The sequence below is a fragment of the Bradyrhizobium hipponense genome, assembly GCF_008123965.1.
In the GTDB taxonomy this organism is placed as follows: Bacteria; Pseudomonadota; Alphaproteobacteria; order Rhizobiales; family Xanthobacteraceae; genus Bradyrhizobium; species Bradyrhizobium hipponense.
On sequence record NZ_VSTH01000046.1, the window covers coordinates 1 to 21634 of the forward strand.

At 64.7% G+C, this 21634-nt stretch carries 18 protein-coding genes; 11 read left to right on the forward strand and 7 right to left on the reverse strand.

The genetic code is table 11. From position 1 onward, the window contains the following. Positions 1-121 precede the first annotated feature (121 nt). Positions 122-2860: a DNA mismatch repair protein MutS gene (gene mutS, locus FXV83_RS13925; RefSeq protein WP_148739795.1), complete on the reverse strand. Its 2739-nt coding sequence runs from the start codon at positions 2858-2860 to the stop codon at positions 122-124. A gap of 364 nt (positions 2861-3224) precedes the next feature. Here mutS and pcaF point away from each other — a divergent pair, with 364 nt between their 5' ends. The 5 genes from pcaF (at position 3225) to FXV83_RS13955 (ending at position 9135) form a co-directional block, all read left to right on the forward strand. Beyond that, positions 3225-4433 (forward strand): 3-oxoadipyl-CoA thiolase, encoded by a 1209-nt coding sequence (gene pcaF / locus FXV83_RS13930; RefSeq protein ID WP_148739797.1) that lies wholly within the window; start codon positions 3225-3227, stop codon positions 4431-4433. 305 nt (positions 4434-4738) lie between these two features. After that, on the forward strand, positions 4739-5440 hold the full coding sequence (gene pcaH, locus FXV83_RS13940) for a protocatechuate 3,4-dioxygenase subunit beta (protein ID WP_148739801.1): 702 nt from the start codon (positions 4739-4741) through the stop codon (positions 5438-5440). Between the two features lies 1 nt (position 5441). Next, positions 5442-6044, forward strand: a complete 603-nt coding sequence (gene pcaG, locus FXV83_RS13945) for a protocatechuate 3,4-dioxygenase subunit alpha (RefSeq protein ID WP_148739803.1) — start codon at positions 5442-5444, stop codon at positions 6042-6044. Between the two features lie 261 nt (positions 6045-6305). Continuing rightward, positions 6306-7997, forward strand: coding sequence for a methyl-accepting chemotaxis protein (locus FXV83_RS13950; RefSeq protein ID WP_148739804.1), 1692 nt, complete (start codon positions 6306-6308; stop codon positions 7995-7997). 76 nt (positions 7998-8073) lie between these two features. After that, entirely contained in the window at positions 8074-9135 is a 1062-nt protein-coding gene (locus FXV83_RS13955) for a phosphotransferase (RefSeq protein WP_148739806.1), read from the forward strand. 130 nt (positions 9136-9265) lie between these two features. Here the strand turns inward: FXV83_RS13955 and FXV83_RS13960 are convergent, their stop codons facing one another. Genes FXV83_RS13960 through FXV83_RS13970 form a run of 3 tightly spaced genes read right to left on the reverse strand, consistent with a single transcriptional unit; the run spans position 9266 to position 12465 of the window. Beyond that, positions 9266-10822, reverse strand: coding sequence for an MDR family MFS transporter (locus FXV83_RS13960; RefSeq protein ID WP_148739808.1), 1557 nt, complete (start codon positions 10820-10822; stop codon positions 9266-9268). A 4-nt stretch (positions 10823-10826) separates the two neighbouring features. Beyond that, positions 10827-11990, reverse strand: a complete 1164-nt coding sequence (locus FXV83_RS13965) for an HlyD family secretion protein (RefSeq protein WP_148739810.1) — start codon at positions 11988-11990, stop codon at positions 10827-10829. After that, positions 11983-12465 (reverse strand): MarR family winged helix-turn-helix transcriptional regulator, encoded by a 483-nt coding sequence (locus tag FXV83_RS13970; protein ID WP_148739812.1) that lies wholly within the window; start codon positions 12463-12465, stop codon positions 11983-11985. The genes FXV83_RS13965 and FXV83_RS13970 overlap by 8 nt, the downstream gene beginning before the upstream one ends. 156 nt (positions 12466-12621) lie before the next feature. On the opposite strand from FXV83_RS13970, the gene FXV83_RS13975 reads away from it, so the two are divergent. The 5 genes from FXV83_RS13975 to FXV83_RS13995 all read left to right on the forward strand — a co-directional run bounded on the left by FXV83_RS13975 (position 12622) and on the right by FXV83_RS13995 (position 17757). Then, positions 12622-13116 (forward strand): Fur family transcriptional regulator, encoded by a 495-nt coding sequence (locus tag FXV83_RS13975; protein ID WP_148739814.1) that lies wholly within the window; start codon positions 12622-12624, stop codon positions 13114-13116. 120 nt (positions 13117-13236) lie between these two features. Continuing rightward, a complete protein-coding gene (locus tag FXV83_RS13980) occupies positions 13237-14190 on the forward strand; it encodes a DMT family transporter (RefSeq protein ID WP_148739815.1) in 954 nt (317 codons plus the stop codon). 12 nt (positions 14191-14202) lie between these two features. Next, positions 14203-15486, forward strand: coding sequence for a flavodoxin-dependent (E)-4-hydroxy-3-methylbut-2-enyl-diphosphate synthase (ispG, locus tag FXV83_RS13985; protein ID WP_148739817.1), 1284 nt, complete (start codon positions 14203-14205; stop codon positions 15484-15486). A gap of 287 nt (positions 15487-15773) precedes the next feature. Next, positions 15774-16670: a TauD/TfdA dioxygenase family protein gene (locus FXV83_RS13990; RefSeq protein ID WP_148739819.1), complete on the forward strand. Its 897-nt coding sequence runs from the start codon at positions 15774-15776 to the stop codon at positions 16668-16670. A gap of 274 nt (positions 16671-16944) precedes the next feature. Further along, on the forward strand, positions 16945-17757 hold the full coding sequence (locus tag FXV83_RS13995; protein ID WP_187435884.1) for an N-acetylmuramoyl-L-alanine amidase: 813 nt from the start codon (positions 16945-16947) through the stop codon (positions 17755-17757). A gap of 222 nt (positions 17758-17979) precedes the next feature. On the opposite strand, the gene FXV83_RS14000 is transcribed toward FXV83_RS13995, so the two are convergent. Beyond that, positions 17980-19587, reverse strand: a complete 1608-nt coding sequence (locus tag FXV83_RS14000; RefSeq protein ID WP_187435885.1) for a Na+/H+ antiporter — start codon at positions 19585-19587, stop codon at positions 17980-17982. A gap of 220 nt (positions 19588-19807) precedes the next feature. Beyond that, entirely contained in the window at positions 19808-20182 is a 375-nt protein-coding gene (locus tag FXV83_RS14005) for a nuclear transport factor 2 family protein (protein ID WP_148739823.1), read from the reverse strand. Positions 20183-20279: 97 nt separating this feature from the next. On the opposite strand from FXV83_RS14005, the gene FXV83_RS14010 reads away from it, so the two are divergent. Next, positions 20280-20708 carry a GFA family protein gene (locus FXV83_RS14010; protein WP_148739825.1) on the forward strand — a complete coding sequence of 143 codons (429 nt, stop codon included), beginning with the start codon at positions 20280-20282 and terminating at the stop codon, positions 20706-20708. Positions 20709-20758: 50 nt separating this feature from the next. Here FXV83_RS14010 and FXV83_RS14015 read toward each other — a convergent pair whose 3' ends face one another. Beyond that, positions 20759-21439, reverse strand: a complete 681-nt coding sequence (locus FXV83_RS14015) for a DUF1345 domain-containing protein (protein WP_148739827.1) — start codon at positions 21437-21439, stop codon at positions 20759-20761. Positions 21440-21634 lie beyond the last annotated feature (195 nt).

Below are 21634 nucleotides of genomic sequence, written 5' to 3' on the forward strand. Positions count from 1 at the left end.
CATGACGCAGTAAGATTAGCTCTGCGGCTGCGCGAAGCACAGTCCGCTGGCGTAACCCACCTCTTCTTGCGCGGCGATAAAAGTGGTGGGTTACGCTTCGCTAACCCACCCTACCGCATCATCACTGCTTCGGAAGCTTTCCCTTCAACGCGTAGAGCGCATCCAGCGCCTCGCGCGGGCTCATCTCGTCCGGGTGCAGCGCCTTGACCGCTTCCATCAGCAGTTCGGCCTCGCTCGGCGCAGCGGCTTCGGCGGCGGCGCGCGAGGGGACGGCGAACAGCGGCAGATCGTCGACCAGCGCGCGCGCGGTCTGGCCGCGGTCCTGGGCTTCGAGCTTTGCCAACACGGATTTTGCGCGCGTGATCACCGCCGGGGGGAGACCTGCCAGCTTCGCCACCTGGATGCCGTAGGAACGGTCGGCCGATCCCGGCAGGACCTCGTGCAGGAACACGACATTGCCCTGCCATTCCTTCACCCGCACGGTGGCGTTGAACATCCGCGGCAGCTTGGCCGAGAGCGCGGTCAGCTCGTGATAGTGCGTGGCGAACAGCGTGCGGCAGCGATTGCTCTCGTGCAGATGCTCGATCGCGGCCCAGGCGATCGAGAGACCGTCGAAGGTCGCGGTGCCGCGACCGATCTCGTCGAGGATGACGAGCGCGCGTTCGCCGGCCTGGTTCAGGATCGCCGCGGTCTCGACCATCTCCACCATGAAGGTGGAGCGGCCGCGGGCGAGATCGTCGGCGGCGCCGACGCGCGAGAACAGCCGGTCGACGATACCGATGCGCGCGCGTGAGGCCGGAACGAAGCTGCCGATCTGAGCGAGCAGGGCAATCAGCGCATTCTGGCGCAGGAAGGTCGATTTACCCGCCATGTTGGGACCAGTGAGCAGCCAGAGCTGGCCGGATTTTTGCGCAGGTCCCGGCGAAAGATTGCAGGCATTGGCAATGAACGGCTCGCCGTTGCGCTTGAGCGCCTGCTCCACCACGGGGTGGCGGCCGGCCTCGATGGCAAAGCCGAGCGAGGAGTCCACCTCGGGCCGAACGTAGTTCTCGTCGACCGCGAGTTTGGCGAGCGACGTTGCGACATCGAGCAGCGCAAAGCCGTGCGCGGCGGCGCGCAAATCGTCGCTGATCGCCAGCGCCTTGGCGCTGAGCCGCTCGAAGATCTCGAGCTCGAGCCCGAGCGCGCGGTCGCCGGCATTGGCAATCTTGGCCTCGATCTCTCCGAGCTCGGACGTGGTGAAGCGCACCTGGCCCGCCAGTGTCTGGCGATGGATGAAGGTCGCGTTCAGCGGCGGCGACATCAGCTTGTCGCCATGCTGCGCCGTGACCTCGACGAAATAGCCGAGCACGTTGTTGTGCCGGATCTTCAGGCCCTTGACGCCCGTGTTGTCGGCGTAGCGCGCCTGCATCGAGGCCACCACCAGGCGCGAGGCGTCGCGCAGGTTTCGCGTTTCGTCGAGCGCGGGCTCGTAGCCCTGGCGCACGAAGCCGCCATCGCGCTTGATCAGGGGTAGCTGCTCGTCGAGCGCGCTGGCAAATTCTGCCGCGAGCTCGCGCGACGGCCGCTGCAGCGCCGCCATCACCGCAGCGATCTCCTGCGGCGGCTGGTCGATCTCGGAAAGCCGCACCAGCGCCTGGTCGGCGGCGACGATACCATCGCGGATGCCGGCGAGGTCGCGCGGGCCGCCGCGGCCGACCGAGAGACGGGCCAGCGCCCGTGACATGTCGGGCGCGCCGCGCAGGATGCTGCGGATGTCCTCGCGCGCTGCCGAATCCGCAACGAAGCTGCTGACGGCATCGAGCCGCCGTGCGATTGCTGTCGCATCGGTCAAGGGCGCGGCCAGCCGCTGCGCCAGCAGGCGCGAGCCGGCCGACGTCACCGTGCAGTCGATGGCATCGAGCAGCGAGCCGCGTCGCTCGCCCGCGAGCGTCCGCGTCAGTTCGAGATTGGCGCGGGTGGCCGGATCGATCGCCATGGTGGCGCCCGAGCTCTCGCGCGCGGGCGGTGGCAGTGGCGGGTGCTTGCCGACCTGGGTGCGGTCGACATAGGTGACGGCGGCGGCCGCGGCCGTGGCTTCCAGCCGCGTCAGCTGCGCCAGCCCGTCCATGGTTGCGACCGCAAAGTAATCGCACAGACGCTTCTCGGCCGTGGCGCCGTCGAAGACGTCGCGCGTCAACGGGGTTACCGCCGGCAGCTCGCGCAAGGTCGGACCGAGCTCGCTGTCGTTATAGAGCGCGTCGGCAACGATGGCTTCGTTCGGGTTGATGCGCGCCAGCGTCGCGGTGAGCTCGCTCCCTGCGCATTCCGTCACCATGAATTCGGCGGTCGAGATGTCGATCCAGGCGAGGCCGAAGCGGTCGCCGCCGGCGGAGGAGCGGGCGCGCGCGATCGCCAGCAGATAATTGTTGGCGCGCGCATCGAGCAGCGTGTCTTCCGTCAGCGTGCCCGGGGTGACCAGCCGCACCACGCCGCGGCGCACCACGCTCTTGTTGCCGCGCGCCTTGGCGGCGGCGGGATCCTCGGTCTGCTCGCACACCGCGACCCGGCGCCCGGCAGTGATCAGGCGGTGCAGATAATCCTCGGAACGCTCGACTGGCACGCCGCACATCGGGATATCCGCGCCCTGATGCTTGCCGCGCTTGGTCAGCACGATGCCGAGCGTCCTGGAGGCGATCTCGGCGTCCTCGAAGAACAGCTCGTAAAAGTCGCCCATCCGGTAGAACAGCAGCAGGCCCGGATGGGCCGCCTTGATCTCCAGATATTGTTCCATCATCGGCGTGACGCGCGCGGCGGCGTCTGCTTGCGGCGCGGGCGTCGGTTCAGGCTCCGGCGCGGGGATGGGCTGTTGTAATGTCATGAGCGGCGCAACCTACAAAATTTCGCCGCTCGGTCCTATCGCTTTGGGCGGGGAGGAGAGGTTTTCCACGTTGTCCGCACGACTGGATAAGTACGAGTGTCACACCCTCAGACGTCATTCCGGGATGCGCCGCCAGGCGCAGGCCCGGAATCCATTCATCAGCGGTTTCTTCGGCCCTATGGATTCCGGGCCCGCCCCATCAGGCCACGCTTCGCGCGGACCCGGTGGGGCGCCCCGGAATGACGGCTGGGGGTTCACATGCATCGCCCGCGAAACCGTCAATTGACCTGCCGCGGACGCGCTCCTAAAACTCCGCCGTCATTGAAGAATTCTGGCCGAACCGCGGCATTTTGGGAGAACAGCGATGCGTGACGTCTTTATCTGCGATGCCGTGCGGACCCCGATCGGGCGCTTCGGCGGCTCCCTCGCCAAGGTGCGCGCCGATGATCTGGCCGCCACTCCGATCAAGGCGTTGATGGCCAAGCACCCCAATCTCGACTGGTCGCAGGTCGACGAAGTCTTCTTCGGCTGCGCCAACCAGGCCGGCGAGGACAATCGCAACGTCGCGCGCATGGCGCTGCTGCTGGCGGGGCTGCCGGATTCGGTTCCCGGCCAGACGCTCAATCGCCTCTGTGCCTCCGGGCTCGATGCCGTCGGCGCTGCCGGCCGCGCCATCCGCTCCGGCGAGATTGAACTGGCGATTGCCGGCGGCGTCGAATCCATGACGCGGGCGCCGTTCGTGATGGGCAAGGCACAGGAAGCCTTCTCGCGCTCCGCCGAGATCTTCGACACGACCATCGGCTGGCGCTTCATCAATCCGCTGCTGAAGGCGCAGTATGGCGTCGACGCCATGCCGGAGACCGGCGAGAACGTCGCCGAGGAATTCCAGGTCTCGCGTGCCGACCAGGACGCGTTCGCGATCCGCTCGCAGCAGCGCGCGGGCGCCGCGATCGCCGCAGGTTATTTTGCCGAAGAGATCATCGCGATCACCATTCCGGGCGGCAAGGCCGGCCCGATCATTGTCGACAAGGACGAGCATCCGCGTCCCGAGACCACGCTTGAAGCCCTCACGAAACTGAAGCCGATCGTGCGCAATCCCGGCACGGTCACCGCCGGCAACGCCTCCGGCGTCAATGACGGCGCCGCCGCGATGATCCTGGCTTCCGAGACGGCCGTGAAGAAGCACGGCCTGACACCCCGCGCCCGTATCCTCGGCCTTGCCTCGGCCGGCGTGCCGCCGCGCATCATGGGCATCGGCCCGGTGCCGGCGACCCGCAAGCTGATGGAGCGTCTCGGCAAGAAGATCAGCGATTTCGACCTGATCGAGCTCAACGAAGCCTTCGCCTCGCAGGGCATTGCTTGCATGCGCCAGCTCGGCGTTGCCGACGATGCCGATTTCGTCAATCCGCATGGCGGCGCCATCGCGCTCGGCCATCCGTTGGGCATGAGCGGCGCCCGCCTCGTGCTCACAGCCGTGCACGGCATGGAAAAGCGCGGCGGCAAGCTCGCTCTCGCCACCATGTGCGTCGGCGTCGGCCAAGGCGTCGCCGTTGCGATCGAGAAGTTGAACTGAACTCTGTCCTCTCCGGGCCTGCGCGGAGAGGGTTGGGTGAGGGGCCTGTCTCCACGAATTCGTCATGCCCGGGCTTGTCCCGGGCATCCACGTTCTTGGGGCCGCATAAAAGATCGTGGATGGCCGGGACAAGCCCTGACATGACGATGTGGAAACTTCGGCGTCTTACGCGAGGTCGTCGTTCTGGTTTAACCTCGTGCGCAAGCGAGAGCGGAAGGAACCGCTTCCCCCGATTAGTTATATCCTATAATGATTGGCGGAAGCGTTGACCGGTTGGACCGAAATGGCCGGGGAGGAGTTCGCCGATGACATTCATCTATCCCGTCGACAGCAACAAGGCGCATCCGCTGCCGCTGTCGCCCGAATACAAAAGCTCGATCAAGCGCGCGCCGAACAAGCCCTTGATCCCGATGCGCCACACCCTGTCGGAGCTGACCGGGCCGGTCTATGGCCACGAGACCGTGCGCGAAGGCGACAACGATCTCACCCATCAGCATGCCGGCGAGCCGCTCGGCGAGCGCATCATCGTGCACGGCCATGTGCGCGACGAGGATGGCCGAGGCGTGCCGAACTCGCTGGTCGAGATCTGGCAGGCCAATTCCTGCGGCCGCTACGTCCATGTCCGCGACCAGCATCCGGCGCCGCTCGATCCGAATTTCACGGGCGCCGGCCGCACGCAAAGCGATGCTTCCGGTTACTACCGCTTCGTCACCATCAAGCCCGGCGCTTACCCCTGGGGCAATCATCACAATGCCTGGCGGCCGGCCCACATCCATCTCTCGGTGTTCGGCCATTCCTTCGTCACGCGCCTGGTGACGCAGATGTATTTCCCGAACGATCCGCTGTTCCCGTTCGATCCGATCTTCAACTCGGTGCCGGACGAGAAGGCGCGAGCGCGGATGGTCTCGTCATTCGATCTTGAGAATACCCAGCCCGAATGGGCGCTGTGCTACCGCTTCGACATCGTGCTGCGCGGCAAGAACGCGACCCCAATGGAGACCAAGTAACGTGCAGGACAACGAGAAGGATAACGGGATCACGCCATCGCAGACGGTCGGTCCGTTCTTCAAATACGGCCTGACGCCGAACGGCGAGTACGCCTGGAACGATGCCTTCACCAACTCCACACTCACGCCCGACGTCTCCGGCGACCGCGTCCGCATCGAGGGTCGCGTGTTCGACGGCGACGGCGTCGCCGTGCCGGATTGCATGCTGGAAATCTGGCAGGCCGACGCGCAGGGGCGCTTTGCCGATCCCCAGGACAAGCGCGCGCTGCCGAATGCGAGCTTCCGCGGCTTCGCTCGTTGCGGCACCGACAAGGACGGCCATTATTCCTTCGAGACCATCAAGCCCGGCGTGGTGCCGGATCCGGACGGCAAGCCGCAGGCGCCGCATATCCTGCTTGCGGTGTTTGGCCGCGGCATGCTGCGGCATCTCTACACCCGCATCTATTTCAGCGACGAGGCCGGCAACGCCGCCGATCCCGTGCTGGCGGTGGTGCCCACTGAGCGCCGCGCCACGCTGATCGCCGTGCGTGAAGCCGGCAAGCTGGTCTATCGCCTCGACCTGCGGCTCCAGGGCGAGGACGAGACGGTATTCTTCGACGTATGACGCAGCGCGCGAGCCGGCGACATCGGGTCCCCGGCGCGGTTCTCGTCCAGCGTAACTGCGCACGTGGCTGCCTGCGTCAGGCCTGAAATGATCCTCTTTCACGTATATGCGTCAGCCTCACTGACTCAAAACCGATCGCGTGACGTCGCATTCCCGTAATCTTGCGGTGTTTGCGCGCTACAATTTCCGCGCGTGGCAAGTCTGTATTTACCGTAACGGTCTAGGATCGGCGCAAATCTGACGCGGGGCCCGGATCTCTCCATGAAAATTCGCCTGTCGTTGTCCTCCGCGATCATCGCGTTCGGGATCGTTCTCGCCATTGGGTTCACCGCCGTGGTTTCGACCAGCCTCTATGCCTTGAAGGAGCTGAAGGTCGGCGGCCCGCTCTACTCCGACATCAAGCTGGGCAACGATTTGATCGCCGACATCCTGCCGCCGCCGGAATACGTGATCGAGGCCTACCTCGAGGCGACGCTGGCGATGCGCGAGCCGGACCAGCTGGCGGCCCATGGTGAGCGGCTGGTCCAGCTCCGCAAGGACTATGACGAGCGCAAGGCATTCTGGGTCGCCTCCAGCCTTTCGGCGGATCTGAAAACGGCGCTGGTGTCGAAATCCGACGCCGAGGTGCAGAAGTTCTGGAAGCTGCTCTCCGACCAGCTCCTGCCGGCCCTCAAGGCCAAGGACACCGCCGCTTCCGAGCGCGCCTATGCGCAGCTCAAGGACGCCTACACCGCGCATCGCGCGGTCATCGACAGCATCGTCGAGAACGCCAACAAGCAGAATGCCGACATGGAGAAGCTGGCCGCGGACCGCGACCGCTCCATGCTCTACGTCCTCCTCAGCGTTTCCGCTGCGGTCCTGGCCTTCATTGCCGTCGGTCTGCTCGGCGTCGCGCTTGGCGTAGTGCGCCCGATCGTGCGCATGACGGATACGATGCAGAAGCTTGCGACCGGGGACCTCGCCGCCGACATCCCCTTCGCACACCGTCGGGACGAGGTCGGTTCGATGGCGGGCGCCCTGCTCGTGTTCAAACAGGCGGCGGTCGACAATGCCCGGCTGCGCAAAGAACAGCTGCTGCAGGAGCAGGAGGCGGCGCTCGCCAAGCGCGGTGCCCTGCACCAGATGGCCGAGACCGTGGAGCGGGAAACCGGCCGCTCGGTCGACACCGCGAGCGCTGCGACCCAGGGCGTGGAACGAGCCGCCTCCAGCCTCTCCGAGATTGCCCGGTCGTTGTCCACGGAGTCGCAGGCGGTGGCTTCGGCGTCCACCCAGGCCCTGAGCAGTTCGCAAACCGTCTCGGCTGCGGCCGAGGAGCTGAGCGTCTCGATCCGCGAGATCGCGATGCAGGTCGCACGGACCAGCACCGTCACCAAATCGGCGGTCTCCGGCCGCGAGCAGGCGCGCTCGACCATTCAGGCGCTGGCCGGATCGGTGAAGAAGATTGCCGAGGTCACCGACCTCATTGGTGGCATCGCCGGCCAGACCAACCTCCTGGCGCTCAATGCCACGATCGAGGCGGCGCGCGCCGGCGAAGCCGGCCGCGGCTTTGCGGTGGTTGCAGCCGAAGTGAAATCGCTGTCCGATCAGACCGCTAAATCGACCGAGGAGATCGCGCGCCTGATCGCCGAGATCCAGGCCTCGACGCAGGCCGCGGTCGACGCCGTCGAGACCATGGGAGGCCACATCGTCGAGATCGATGGGGTGGCGGCGTCGGTTGCCGCGGCGATGCAGGAACAGGACGCGGCAACTCGTGAGATCGCCCGGTCGATTTCCGAATCGGCCTCCGCCGCGAAGGAAGTCTCGGCCAAGATCGCCAATGTCAGCCGCGACGCCGGCTCGGTGAACGAGCGCGCCGCGGAGGTCAGGCAGGCGATCGCCGGCATGGCGGCCAATCTCGAAGCGCTGCGTTCGGTCGTGGTCCGGACGGTGCGAGACTCGACGGCGGCGGCCTAGTCGGCTGCTCCGGGGCCGCTGGCGTCCGGCAGCGTGGTTGTGCAGAATGGAGCAACGCGACGGGGGTCGGGCGCTCATGACAGATTCGGGATTGCCGGAGGTGGCGGACACAGCACGCCTCACCGCGGCGCTGCGCAAGGCCGGCGCACTGGACGCCGGCGCCGTGCGCGAGGTGAAGGTGCTGCATGAGCGCGACACCGTCGTGTCACACATCACCCGGCTCGGCCTGCGCTATGTCGGGGAATCCGCCGGCGCGCCGCAGTCTCTGATTCTCAAGACGCCGCATGCCGCGTTCGCCAAGCCACTGGCAAATGCCGGTCGCCACGAGGTGGCCTACTACACACAGATTGTACCTAGAATGCCGGCGCTGCTGACGCCGCGCTGCTTCGATGGGAATTTCGACGAAGAGAGCCTCGCCTGGCATCTCCTGCTGGAGGATCTCACCGACAGCCACGAGATCGCGACCCAATGGCCGCTGCCGCCATCGCGCGGTCAGGCGATGGCCATCGTCACTGCGCTCGCGCACTGGCACGCAGCGTGGTGGGACCATGCCGGTCTTGGCGAGACCGTCGGGACCTGGGCGAGCAGCGCCGATACCGCCGCAGATATGGAGACGTTCGCTTCCCATTACGATCGGTTCGCCGATCAGCTCGGCGATCGCCTCAGCGAAGAGCGCCGCACGCTCTACCGCCGCTTCATCGATCAGTCGGACCGGCTGTTGCAGCGCTACCATTCGCACCGCCACCTCACCATCACCCATGGCGATGCCCATATCTGGAATTTTCTGCTGCCGCGTGCCGGCGTGGCAGACACCGTCCGCATCTTCGATTTCGACCTGTGGGACGTCAACGTGCCGACCGGCGATCTCGCCTACATGATGGCGATGCACTGGTATCCGGAGCGCAGGCAGGCGCTCGAACGCCTTCTGCTCAACCATTACCACGACACGCTGATCGCGCACGGCGTCAGCGGCTATACGCGCGGCGCGCTCGATCAGGACTATCGCTGGTCGGTGCTCTGGCACATCACCAAGCCGGTCTGGCAATGGAGTATCAACATCCCGCCGGTGATCTGGTGGAATAATCTGGAGCGGGTGATGATGGCGGTCGAGGATTTGGGGTGCGAGGAGTTGTTGTAGCGCGCTCGTGCAGCAAGCCGTCATTGCGAGGAGCGCTTGCGACGAAGCAATCCAGGCTGCCTCCGCGGATACAGTCTGGATTGCTTCGCTGCGCTCGCAATGACGGTGTGAAGCGCTAACGTCCGAATAACTACTCCAACGCCGCGTGTTCCGGCCCGGCCGCCTGCTTGCGCAGCGTGGCCTTGGTCGAGCCGATCAGCAAGGCGAGCGGGATGGTGCAGAGGATGAAGATCATCACCAGCTGGTAGTCATGCGCAAAGGAAATGATCTGTGCCTGCACGTTGACCATTCTGTCGGCCATGGCGCGGCCGGCGTCGGTGGAGAGATTGATCATGCCGCTGACGTCGGGCATCTGCAGCGCGTGGTTGAACGGGTTGATGTGCTCCGAGAGGATCGCATAGGTCCGCCGCGTGCCCTGCGTCAGCTGCGCGATGACGATGGAAATGCCGACCGAGCTTGCGACGTTGCGCATCAGGGTCAGCATCGCGGTGCCGTCGGTGCGCAGCTCGTTCGACAAGGTCAGGAACGCCACGGTGGAGAGCGGCACGAAAACCAGCCCGAAGCCAAAGCCCTGGATGACGCTGACGGTCACGATCTCCGGCACCTGGGTGAGGTCGGTCCAGCCGGTCATCTGGAACAGCGAGCCCGCGGTCAGCGTCAGGCCCGCAATGATCAGCGTGCGTGCCTCGAAATAGCGCATCATGCGGCCGACCAGCATCATGGCGAAGAAGGTGCCGAAGCCGCGGCTCGCCAGCAACAGGCCGGCGGTGATGATGGGATAACCGATCACGTTCTGCATATAGGGCGAGGCCAGCGCCATGGTCGAGAACAGCACCAGCCCCATCACGACCATGAACATGCAACCGGTGACGAAGTTGCGATCGCGAAACAGCGCGAAGCGGATGAACGGTGTCGAGGTCGTGAAGGAGTGCGCCACGAAGAAATAGAAGGCAACCGCCGAGACGATGAACTCTGCGATGATCTCGTTCGATTCGAGCCAGCCCAATTGCTCGCCGCGGTCGAGCGCGAGCTGGAGCGCGCCGATCGCGATCGCCAGCGCCGCGAAGCCGAACCAGTCGAATTTAAGGCTCAGGTCCTTCCTGGTCTCGTCCATGAAAATGATCAGTCCGAGCACGGTGATGGCGCCGAACGGCAAATTGACGAAGAACACCCAGTGCCAGGAATAGGTCTCTGTCAGCCAGGCGCCGAGCGAAGGGCCCATGATCGGCCCCATCATCACGCCCATGCCCCAGATCGACATCGCCTTGGCGCGTTCCTGCAGCGTGTAATAGTCGAGCATCACCGATTGCGACAGCGGCACCAGGGCGGCGCCGAACACGCCTTGCAGCAGGCGGAACAGCACCATCTGGTTGATGTCTTGCGCCAGCCCGCAGAGCACGGACGCCATGGTGAACCCAGCCGAGCAGATGATGAAGATGCGCTTGCGGCCGAAGCGGTTGGAGATCCAGCCCACCGGCGCCGTCATGATCGCGGCGGCGACGATGTAGGAGGTCAGCACCCAGTTGATCTGATCCTGCGACGCCGACAGCGTGCCTTGCATATAGGGCAGGGCGACGTTGGCGATGGTGGTGTCCAGCGCCTGCATGATGGTCGCGGTCATGGCGCAGATCGTCACCATGTTCCGGCGCAGGCCGGGGACCATCAGGTGGGCGTTGGGGCCGGACACGGGATCAGTCCTTGTCCTGGTTCGCCGCCGCGGACAGGCCGAGGAGGCCGGCCAGCGAGCGCTGATGGCCGGTGTCGATGGTGGCATAGACGCTCATGCCGGCCTTCAGCTTCCTGACGTATTTGTCGTTCTCGTCGAAATAGATCCGGATTGGCACCCGCTGCACCACCTTGACGAAGTTGCCGGTGGCGTTCTGCGGCGGCAGGATCGCGAATTGCGCGCCGGTGCCGGGCGAGAGCGAGCCGATCTTGCCCTTGAACACATGGTTCGGGAACGCGTCCACCTCGAGCGTGACGGGTTGTCCCTCGGTGACGTAGGTGAGGTCGCTCTCTTTCGGATTGGCATCGACCCAAGGATGGGCGACGTCGATGATGGAGAATACCGGCGTGCCCGCGGCGACGTAGCGGCCGAGCTGGATCTGCTCGACCTGCGTCGCAACGCCGTCCATTGGCGCACGCAATACCGTGTGGTCGAGGTTGCGCTGTGCATCGTCCAGCTTGGCTTTCGCCAGCGCGTAGGGCGGGAATTGCTCCAGCGGCAACGCGGGATCGCCAAGCAATTGTGTCTTCGCATTAGAGAGCTGCTGCTTGATGAACTGCGCCTGTGCGCCTGCGGTGACCAGTGCATTCGATGCATTGTCGAGATCAAGCTGCGAGCCGTAATTGTTCTTCACCAGCGCCTGCTTGCGCTCGACGTCGCGCTGCTTGAGATCGACGCCCTGCTGGGCGAGATTGAGCATGTCGCCGTAAATCTTGATGTTGGCGACAAGGTTGTCGTAGGTCGTGCGTGCCTGCGCGAGCTGCGCCTTGGCTTCATCCACAGTGTGGCGGAACGGAACGGGGTCGATCTCGAACAGCTCGTCGCCCTGCTTGACGAGCTGGCCTTCCTTCACGACGACTTTCTGGATCTTGCCGGAGATGTCGGGCGTCACCAAGACCTTCTGCGCGCCGACATAGGCATCGTCGGTGCCGACATAGCGACCGCCATTGAGGTAGAAGGTGAAGCCGGCGACGGCGACGGCGATCGGCAGCACGACCAGGAGCAGGACGCGGCGATAACGGCGCAAGCCGGCCATCAGGCGGCGGCGCGGGTTGGTGCCGGCTTTCTTGGTGGGCTTGCCGCTGTCGCTCTTCTGCTCGGGCTGGAATTTGAGAACCTGATCAGCCATAGCGTTGCTCCTTACGCGCTTGTTCCGCTCCGCTGGTCTGGATCGCGTTCCGCACGTTTTCCTTGATTGTTTCGAGTTGGGTGAGGAGACGGTGCGCGTCGGTCGGATTGATGCCGTCGAGCGCGTTGGCGGTGATTTCGGAGCGCAGCCCGCTCATTCGGCCGAGCAGCGTCCGACCCGCCTTCTTCAGGTACAGGCGTTTGACGCGGCGGTCCGAGGCGTCATTGCGGCGCTCGAGCCAGTCATTGTCGCAGAGCCTGTCGATCATACGCGTCAGCGTGATCGGTTGCACCTCGAGGAGTTCGGCGAGTTCCGACTGCTTCATGCCCTCGCTGCGCTCGACCTTGGCCAGCACCGCCCATTGCGCGCGGGTGATGCCGAAACGGGACGCCTCCTTGTCGGCATAGACCCGCAGCAGGCGGTAGAGCTCGGCAAGCGTAAACAGGAAGTTCTGGTCCACGGGCCCGCGGCTCATGAGCTTGGTCTCCAATAAGCTTGAAATACTATAAGCAAGCTTATGATTATTTCATGGCGGGTTGACGGGACGCTAGCCCACCGGAAAAGCATGGCTGACAGCCGCGAGCGGCCCCGGCCTTTGGGTTCCACGGCCAAAATGCTAGAAGGTAATCAAATGACCCTCGCAAAGCCGGCATTCCCTGCGCCCGACCACGATCATGGCCGCTGCACCGCGGACGCGCTGTCGCATGCCGAGGCGGTCTGCGAGCAACGTGCGCAGAAATTCACCCCGATTCGCCGCCAGGTGCTTCAGGCGCTGCTTTCCAGCCATCGCCCGCTCGGCGCCTATGAGGTGATCGACGAGCTTGCCAAGGCAATGCCTCGGCCGGCGCCGATCACGGTCTACCGTGCTCTCGATTTCCTGATGACCAACGGACTCGTGCACCGCATCGAAAGCCGCAACGCCTATCTCGCCTGCGCCGCCCACGACCACGACGCGACCTCCGCAGTGGCGTTCCTGATTTGCGAGCGCTGCGGCCTGGTCGGCGAAATCCCGTCGGCTTCCTTTGCCAAGGACCTCAATGCGGCCGCGCGCGTCTCGGGCTTTGCGCCGAAATTATCCGTGGTCGAGATCACCGGCACCTGCACCCATTGTCAGAAAGCACCTTGAGAATGGGTGTCTCAGGTCAAGCCGCAGCGAAGGTGTCCACCTCTCCCATGGGGAGAGGTGAAGAGCGCGCCGATATCCGATACATCGAAAAATAACGGCAATAAGCCGGTCCGGGAAGAAATGTCCTCACCTCAAGCAATCTCGTCCGCCGGGCGCCCCCTCAGTGCCGGCGCCATCGCGCTTATGCTCATGCTGTGCCTGACCTGGGGATTCAACCAGATCGCGGTGAAGCTGGTGCTGCCGGATATCCCGCCGATGATGCAGGCGATGATCCGCTCGATGGGCGCGCTGCCGGTGCTGTTCATCGTCGGCAGCTTGCGCGGCGTCAAATTCTTCGAGCGTGACGGCACGTGGAAGGCGGGCCTGATTGCAGGATTGATGTTCGGCATCGAATTCGTGCTGATCTTCCAGGGCCTGCGCCTCACCTCCGCCTCGCGCGCGGTGGTGTTTCTCTACACCGCGCCGTTCTTCGTCGCGCTCGGCTCTTACCAGGTGCTCGGCGAGCGGCTCGGCAGCGCGCAATGGCTGGGACTCGCCGTAAGCTTTGCCGGTGTCGCGCTCGCGATCGGCGTGCCGCAGCCCAATGTCGACTCACACATCCTGCTCGGCGATCTCATGATCGTCGGCGGCGCCGCGCTGTGGGCCGCGACCACGCTGGTCGCCAAGGGCACGCGGCTGCGCTTCGCCGCGCCGGAGAAGGCGCTGGGCTATCAGGTCGCCACCTCGATCCCGATCCTGGGGCTGGCGGCATGGCTGTTCGGTGAATCCATCACCCATACGCCGGCGCCGCTATCCCTGGCCTTGATGGCCTTCCAGGCGATCTGGGTGGTCGGAACCACGTTCACGCTTTGGTTCGCGCTGGTGAAGACCTATTCGGCCAGCAAATTGTCGGCTTTTACCTTCATCACCCCTTTGTTTGGCGTGGTCGGTAGCTATTTCATCATGCATGACAGCCTGAGCCTGGCCTTCGGGGCTGCCGCCCTGCTTGTAATTGCAGGGCTTTTTCTGGTTAACCGTCCGAGCTCAACCGCTGCTGTGCCGCGCGATGCATTGCTGAACGTCACCAAAACCTGATATTTGGACCCTATGAACAAGTTCGAAAACACCATCGATTCCGATATCGCGGGCCCTGCGCCGCGTCATCACACCACCCAGGTCAAGGTCGGCGACGTCCTCGTCGGCGGCGGTGCGCCGATCGTGGTGCAGTCGATGACCAACACCGACACTGCCGATATCGACGGCACCATCGCCCAGGTCGCAGCGCTCGCGCGCGCCGGCTCCGAAATGGTCCGCATCACAGTCGACCGCGAGGAGGCCGCTGCCGCCGTTCCGCACATCCGCGACGGCCTGCTCAAGCGCGGCATCACGACGCCGCTGATCGGCGACTTCCACTATATCGGCCACAAGCTGCTTGCGGCCTATCCGGCCTGCGCCGAAGCGCTTGCCAAGTACCGCATCAATCCCGGCAATGTCGGCTTCAAGGACAAGCGCGACACCCAGTTCGCCGACATCATCGAGATCGCCAACAAGAACAGCAAGCCGGTCCGCATCGGCGCCAATTGGGGCTCGCTCGATCAGGAGCTCTTGACCAAGCTGATGGATGAGAACGCGGCGTCGGCCAATCCGCGCGATGTGCGTGCGGTGACGCGCGAGGCGATGGTGCAGTCGGCGCTGCTGTCGGCCGCGCGCGCCGAAGAACTCGGCATGCCGAAGGACCGCATCATCCTGTCGGCGAAGGTTTCGGCCGTGCAGGATCTGATCGCGGTCTACCAGGATCTCGCGTCGCGCTCCGACTACGCCATCCATCTTGGCCTCACCGAGGCCGGCATGGGCACCAAGGGCATCGTCGCCTCGTCTGCCGCGCTCGGCATTCTCCTGCAGCAGGGCATCGGCGACACCATCCGCATCTCGCTCACGCCCGAGCCCGGCGGCGATCGCACCCGCGAGGTCCAGGTTGGCCAGGAGCTGCTCCAGACCATGGGTTTCCGCACCTTCGTGCCGCTGGTGGCAGCCTGCCCTGGCTGCGGCCGTACCACCTCGACCACGTTCCAGGAGCTGGCGCGCTCGATCCAGGATTTCATCCGCGACGAGATGCCGAACTGGAAGACCAAATATCCCGGCGTCGAAGAGCTCAACGTCGCGGTGATGGGCTGCATCGTCAACGGCCCCGGTGAATCCAAGCACGCCAATATCGGCATCTCCTTGCCCGGCACCGGCGAGGCCCCGGCTGCGCCCGTCTTCGTCGACGGCAAGAAGTTCCGCACCCTGCGCGGTCCGACCATCTCCGCCGACTTCAAGGCGTTGGTGATCGACTACATTGACCAGCGCTACGGCGAGGGTGCCAAGGCGCCGGTGACCGCGGCGGAGTAGTTTTACTCCACTCTCGCCACTTACTCCGCTGTCGTCCCGGACAAGCGCAGCTCTTGGCAACGCGTAGCGTTGTCCAGGGCGGAGCGCCGATCCGGGACCCATAACCACAGGACTTGTGGTTACGGCAGGATGTCGCTCCGAGTTTTCGCCAAACCCAATCCTGTGGCTATGGGTCCCGGATCTGCGCTTACGCTTGTCCGGGACGACGATTGTGTTTGCGGTGCAGATTGCACATCCATCACCGCGCGCTACCATGCTTCCAATCAAGAATGATTGGGAGAACCGCCATGAGCTCGCTCGCCGGCAAGCAGGGCCCGCGCTATCGCCACATGGCGGATGACGGCGCGCCGTATGAGACCATCGCAGTCGAAAAGCTCACGCCGATCATCGGCGCGGAGATCTCCGGCGTCGACATCGGCAAGCTCGTCTCCGATGACGCCCGCTCCAACCGGCAGATCGATGAGATCCATCGCGCGCTCGCCGAAAACCTCGTGATCTTCTTCCGCGACCAGCACATCACGCCGCAGCAGCATCTCGCCTTTGGCCGCAAGTTCGGCGAATTGCATTTTCATCCCGCCGCCCCGCATGAAGACGAAGACCCGGCGCTGATGAAGATCTATGCCGATGCGAACTCGCCGCGCGCCAATGGCGAGGGCTGGCATTCCGACGTGTCCTGCGATCTCGAGCCGCCGATGGGTTCGATCCTCTACATCAAGCAATGTCCGCCGCGCGGCGGCGACACGCTGTTCGCCAACATGTACGCCGCCTATGAGGCGCTGTCGGATCGCATGAAGGCCTATCTCGACGGGCTGAGCGCGCTCCACGACGGCGAGCCGATCTATCGCGGGCTCTACGCCAATTACGGCGTCGCCGACCGCCCTGCCTATCCCCATGCCGAGCATCCGGTAGTGCGCACGCATCCGGTCACGGGCAAGAAGGCGCTCTACGTCAACCGCGGCTTCACCCGCCACATCAACGGCGTCCCCCGCGACGAGAGCGACGCGATGCTGGCCTATCTCTACCAGCACGCCGAAAATCCGCTGTTCCAGTGCCGCTTCCGCTGGACCGAGAACGCCATCGCCTTCTGGGACAACCGCTGCACTCAGCACCGCGCGATGTGGGATTACTGGCCGCACACGCGGTCGGGGACGCGGGTGACGGTGAAGGGAGAGCGGCCGGTGTAGGCGCTGCTGCCGTAGCCGTAGGGTGGGCAAAGGCGCTGTGCCCACCATCCTTGCTGTGTAGTGAGCGCGGTGGGCACGGCGCAAGAGCGCCTTTGCCCACCCTACGATTTTCGTATCGCCGCGTTGACGTCGTCCCGCTCCCGCGCCAAACTTCCCGAAAAACAAATCGGGAGGCTTTTCCATGCTTCGTGCCGAGGACAACAAGTTCCTGGAGCGTTTCGGCGACGTCGCGGGCTTTGACGGGCGTCCCCGGATTGCAGCGGCGGAGTAGGACTTGTCGTCAGCGCGGGGCATCGTCGCAGCCATCGTCGCTTCGCTCGTCGCGCTTGCGCTGTCGCCGATCGAGCACGGCCACGCCGTTCCGGCGCGGAAGGTGATGAAAGCCAGGGCAAGGCCAACGGCGCCGGAGAAATGCGAGCCGCGAAAATTCCGGATCGTCGTCGATGTCGGGCACACCTCCGAGTCGCAGGGCGCGACCAGCGCGCGCAATGACCCGGAGTTCGGCTTCAACCTGCACCTGGCGAAACTCATCGGCGAGCGACTGAAGGCTGGAGGCTTTGCCGCGACCCGTGTACTCGTCACGGAAGGCAAGGCGAGGGCGAGCCTGCTCAAGCGCGTCGGCACCGCCAATGATGCGCATGCAGACCTCTTCCTGTCGGTCCACCACGACTCGGTGCCGGACAAGATGCTCGAGGAATGGGAGTTCGATGGGTCCAAGAGCTTCTTCAGCGACCGCTTCGGCGGTCATTCACTGTTCGTGTCCGAACGCAATCCGCGGTTTGGCGCAAGCCTCGCCTTTGCCCGGCTGCTGGGCAAGGAGCTGAAGGAGCATGGCCTGCACTATGCCAGCCAGTACACCCTGCCGGTGATGGGCCGTTACCGCCGCCAGCTGCTCGATAAGGATGTCGGCGTCTACCGCTATGACGGACTCGTCGTGCTCTCGCAGACCCGAAGCGCTGCAGTGCTGCTCGAGGCTGGCTCCATCATCAACCGCGACGAGGAAATGGCGATGAACTCGCCGGAGCGGCAGGAGCTGATAGCGGCAGCCGTCGCGGCGGCGATGCGGGAGTTTTGCGACAGGCGGTAGCGGTGGGCCGCAGGCCTAGCGGCCTCCACCGCCGTCGTCCTGGCGAAAGCCAGGACCCATTACCCCAGGAAGCAGTTGTGGTGCGAAGCTGCAACCGCGAGTCTTCGCGAAACTCACCCCGGTGGTAATGGGTCCTGGATCAGCGCTCGCTATGGCACCACGCCACGCTTGGCCAAGCGCTCGCTTGTCCAGGACGACGAGGAGAAATTGTCGTACCGCCCCCTACAACCGCACCCCCCGATACTCCCTGTTCGCCAAACTGGCTTCCTCCAGATCCAGGTCGCGCTCGATCCGGCGCCTGGTTTCGTCGGTGATCTGGCCGTCGCGCAGGAGCTCGTGGATGAACTTGCGCTCGGCGGCAATGAGCTCGCGGGTCAGCGCGGTGCCGGCGGCGGAGACGTCGTGGTGGGCGGGATCGAGCGAGTCCGGGAGCTGGTTGGCGCGGATCTCGTGACGCGCGCGGAGCAGCCGCATCACTTCCTCCGAGACGGCTTTCTCTCCCGTCAGCGCGTCGAGCGATTTCAGTGCGGCGTCGAGCGCCTGACGCCGCGCAGCAATTTCCGCCTCGTGCTCGAGTGCATGCTCGTGATGGCCGGCATCCGCGATGCCAAGCCAACGGACGACCGGCGGCAGGGTAAGACCGACGCCGATCAGTGTGATGAAGATGACGCCAAAGGCGACGAACAGGATCAGGTCGCGGTACGGAAAGGCTTCGCCGCCCGGCAGCGTGAACGGCAGCGCCAGCGCCGCTGCGAGCGACACCGCGCCGCGCACGCCCGTAAAGGCCAGCGTGAAGGCCCATTGCCAGGGCGGCGACGGATCGCGCTCGCGCAGACTTTTGCTCAAGACCCGCGGCAGATAGGTTGCGGGAAACAGCCAGGCAAAGCGCGCGATGATGATGATCACCACGACCACGGCGGTCGCGATCATGATGTCGTCGAGCGGGAACGCCTTCGATTTCTCGTACAGCGCGCGCATCTGGAAGCCGGTGAGCAGGAACAGCAGGCCCTCGATCAAATAGATCACGAGGTCCCAGAAGAAGATGCCTTGTAGGCGCGTCGCCGACGAGATCAGCAGCGGGCCGTTCCAGCTCACATAGAGGCCGCATGCGACCGTGGCGATCACGCCGGAGCCGCCGACATGCTCGGGCAGCCAGTAGGAGACGTAAGGGGTGATCAGCGAGAGCGTCAGCTCGACCTGCGGATCCCCGGACCATTTGCGGGCGCGCAGCGAAAGCCAGCCGACGCCGATGCCGTAGGCGATCTCGCCGGCGACGATCAGGGAAAACTCGCCGACCGCCACCGGCAGCGAGAAATGGCCGACCATGATGGCGGCGAGCGCAAAGCGGTAGAGGATCAGCGCAGTGGCGTCGTTGGCGAGCCCTTCGCCCTCCAGCACGACCAGGATCCGGCGCGGCATGTTCAGCCGGCGCGCGATTGCGAGCGGTGCCACCACGTCGGGCGGCGCGACGATGGCGCCGAGCAGGAAGCCGATCGTCCAGGGCAGGCCGATCAAATAGTGTGTGGCGGCCGCCACCATCGCCGCAGTGAACACCACCGCGCCCACCGCGAGCAGCACGATCGGGCGCAGATTCTTGTAGAACTCGCGCCAGCTCATGGCGACGCTGGCCGAGTAGATCAGTGGCGGCAGTACCATCAGCAGCACCAGCGGCGGCGGCAGCTCGACCGGCGGCATGCCCGGCACGAAGGCGAGGCCGACGCCGGCCAGCATCAGGAGAATGGCCGGCGCGACGTTGAAGCGCCGTGCGGCCAGCGCCACACACGCCAGCACGGCAAGCAGGATGAGAAAGATCTGAAACTTCGCTTCCATGATGGCCTGTCTTCACCCGGAAGCGGCCGCAAGGTCAATGCGCGCGGTCAGGCCAGTCGCTCGGCCACCATGCGCCCGATGCGCACGAACACCGCCTCGATCTTTGTTCGTCTCTCCCCGCTTGCGGCAGGGCAATCGCATATGAACATTCACGAGAGGTCGTCATGCCCGGGCGCGTCCCGGGCATCCACGTTCTTTGTGCTGCGGAGCAAGGCCCTCCTCACTCTTTCAGATCATACCGGTACGACTTCGACACGATCTGCCAGCCGTCGCCGAGCTTCATCGCCACAAGGTAGTCGGTGAAATAGCGCGGCGGCAATTGGCACTTGACCTTGATGAAGGCGGTCTTGTCGTCCGAACGGTCGATGGTGACGATAAAGTCCTCGCGCGGCTTGCCTTCGGCCTTGGCGGAAGTGCGCTTGCGCACGCGGTCGAGCCAGTCGGGCACGATCAGCACCTGCAATTCGCCCTTCTCGACCCAGCGCAAATCAGCCGAGGGGTGAAAGATGGCGCCGAGTTTTTCGACGTCGCCCTCGTACAATCCGTCAAAATAGCTTTGTACGACGGCTTCGACGCTCGAACGATTCTGGCTCATGGGTCATTCCTTTGAATGATGGCTCGAGGGGAAACTTAGTCCTACACGCCAAATTGCGCTATGGGTGTCCCCCGCCATTCGCGCGAGGGCATCAGTGATGACCGGATCAGAAAATTCTAACGCTCGCATCCTTGCCGGCGAATGCTGCTGCCGCGCGGTGCGCTTTGAGGTGGCGGACGAATTCGCCTACGCGATGAACTGCCACTGCTCAAACTGCCGCCGCACCACAGGCTCCGCCTTCAAACCCTTCGCCGGGATCGAGCAGAGCAAGCTCCGCGTCGTCCATGGCGAGGACCAGCGCACCCTTTTCGGGGACGACGTCACCCATGACGCGCACTGCGCGCGCTGCGGCTCGCTGCTCTATTCCCGGGTGCGGGAAGGAAAATGGGTCCATGTCGCCATGGGAACTCTGGTCGATGCCCCCTCGATTCGGCCAAGTGCCCATATTTTCGTGGGCTCCAAGGCGCCATGGTACGAGATCACGGACAATCTGCCGCAATATCGCGGACACCTTGGGGATGCCTAGGGGAACCCGCCCGTGCGCTATTGCGCACTGGGCCAGGACGATTATGATTATTACGTCGCAATTGCACTCGCGGCGATGTTCACCGTCAGCGCCAGCAATGCCGTGTTGTAGATGAAAGACACGATCCCGTGCGCGGTGGCGGTGCGGCGGATGGTCTTGTCGGTGATGCCGACGTCGGAGACCTGCGCAGTCATGCCGATCACGAACGAGAAATACACGAAGTCCCAATAGTCGGCGTGATCTTCCTTGTCGCCGCTCGGGAACTGCAATCCGCCGGGCTCGGCGTGGCGGTAATAATCATGCGCGTAGTGTAGCGCGAATGTCGTGTGCACCGCGGCCCAGGACAGCGCGATGGTCGCGATCGCGATGGTCAGCTCCGCCGCGCCGCGATGCGTGCCGAGCTCGGCGACGATCGCCGCGATGCTCGCGAACGCGCCCACGGCCGTCACCAGCAAGATAACGAAACGGCCGTCGTCTTGCATCGCGGCAGCGCGGCGGATGTGCTGGTGATCGTTGCACAGCATCATTGTGTAGACCAGCACCAGATAGATTGCGATCAGCGCATCCCAGCCGAGCACAAGCCGCGCCGTCAGCCGGGGTGAGCCCGGCACGAGCAGGCAGACGAGGATGCCGACACCGAGTGAGATGAACGTTCGCGGCCGCGCATATACCAGCCGCATCGGCCGCGACATCTTGCGGAAGCGAGCGAGGGCGGGATCTTCTTTGTCCATGCAGAACGTCCGGTGAGGCCTGAGCGGCATCGCAGGTGTGCTCCCTCCCCCGCTTGCGGGGGAGGGCTGGGGAGAGGGTTCTTCCACAATCGAGAACCCCCGAGAGGAGAGAGCCCTCACCCGGCGCTTCGCGCCGACCTCTCCCGCAAGCGGGAGAGGTGAAGGACCCCGGAGCTACTAGGTCAGCGTTTTCTT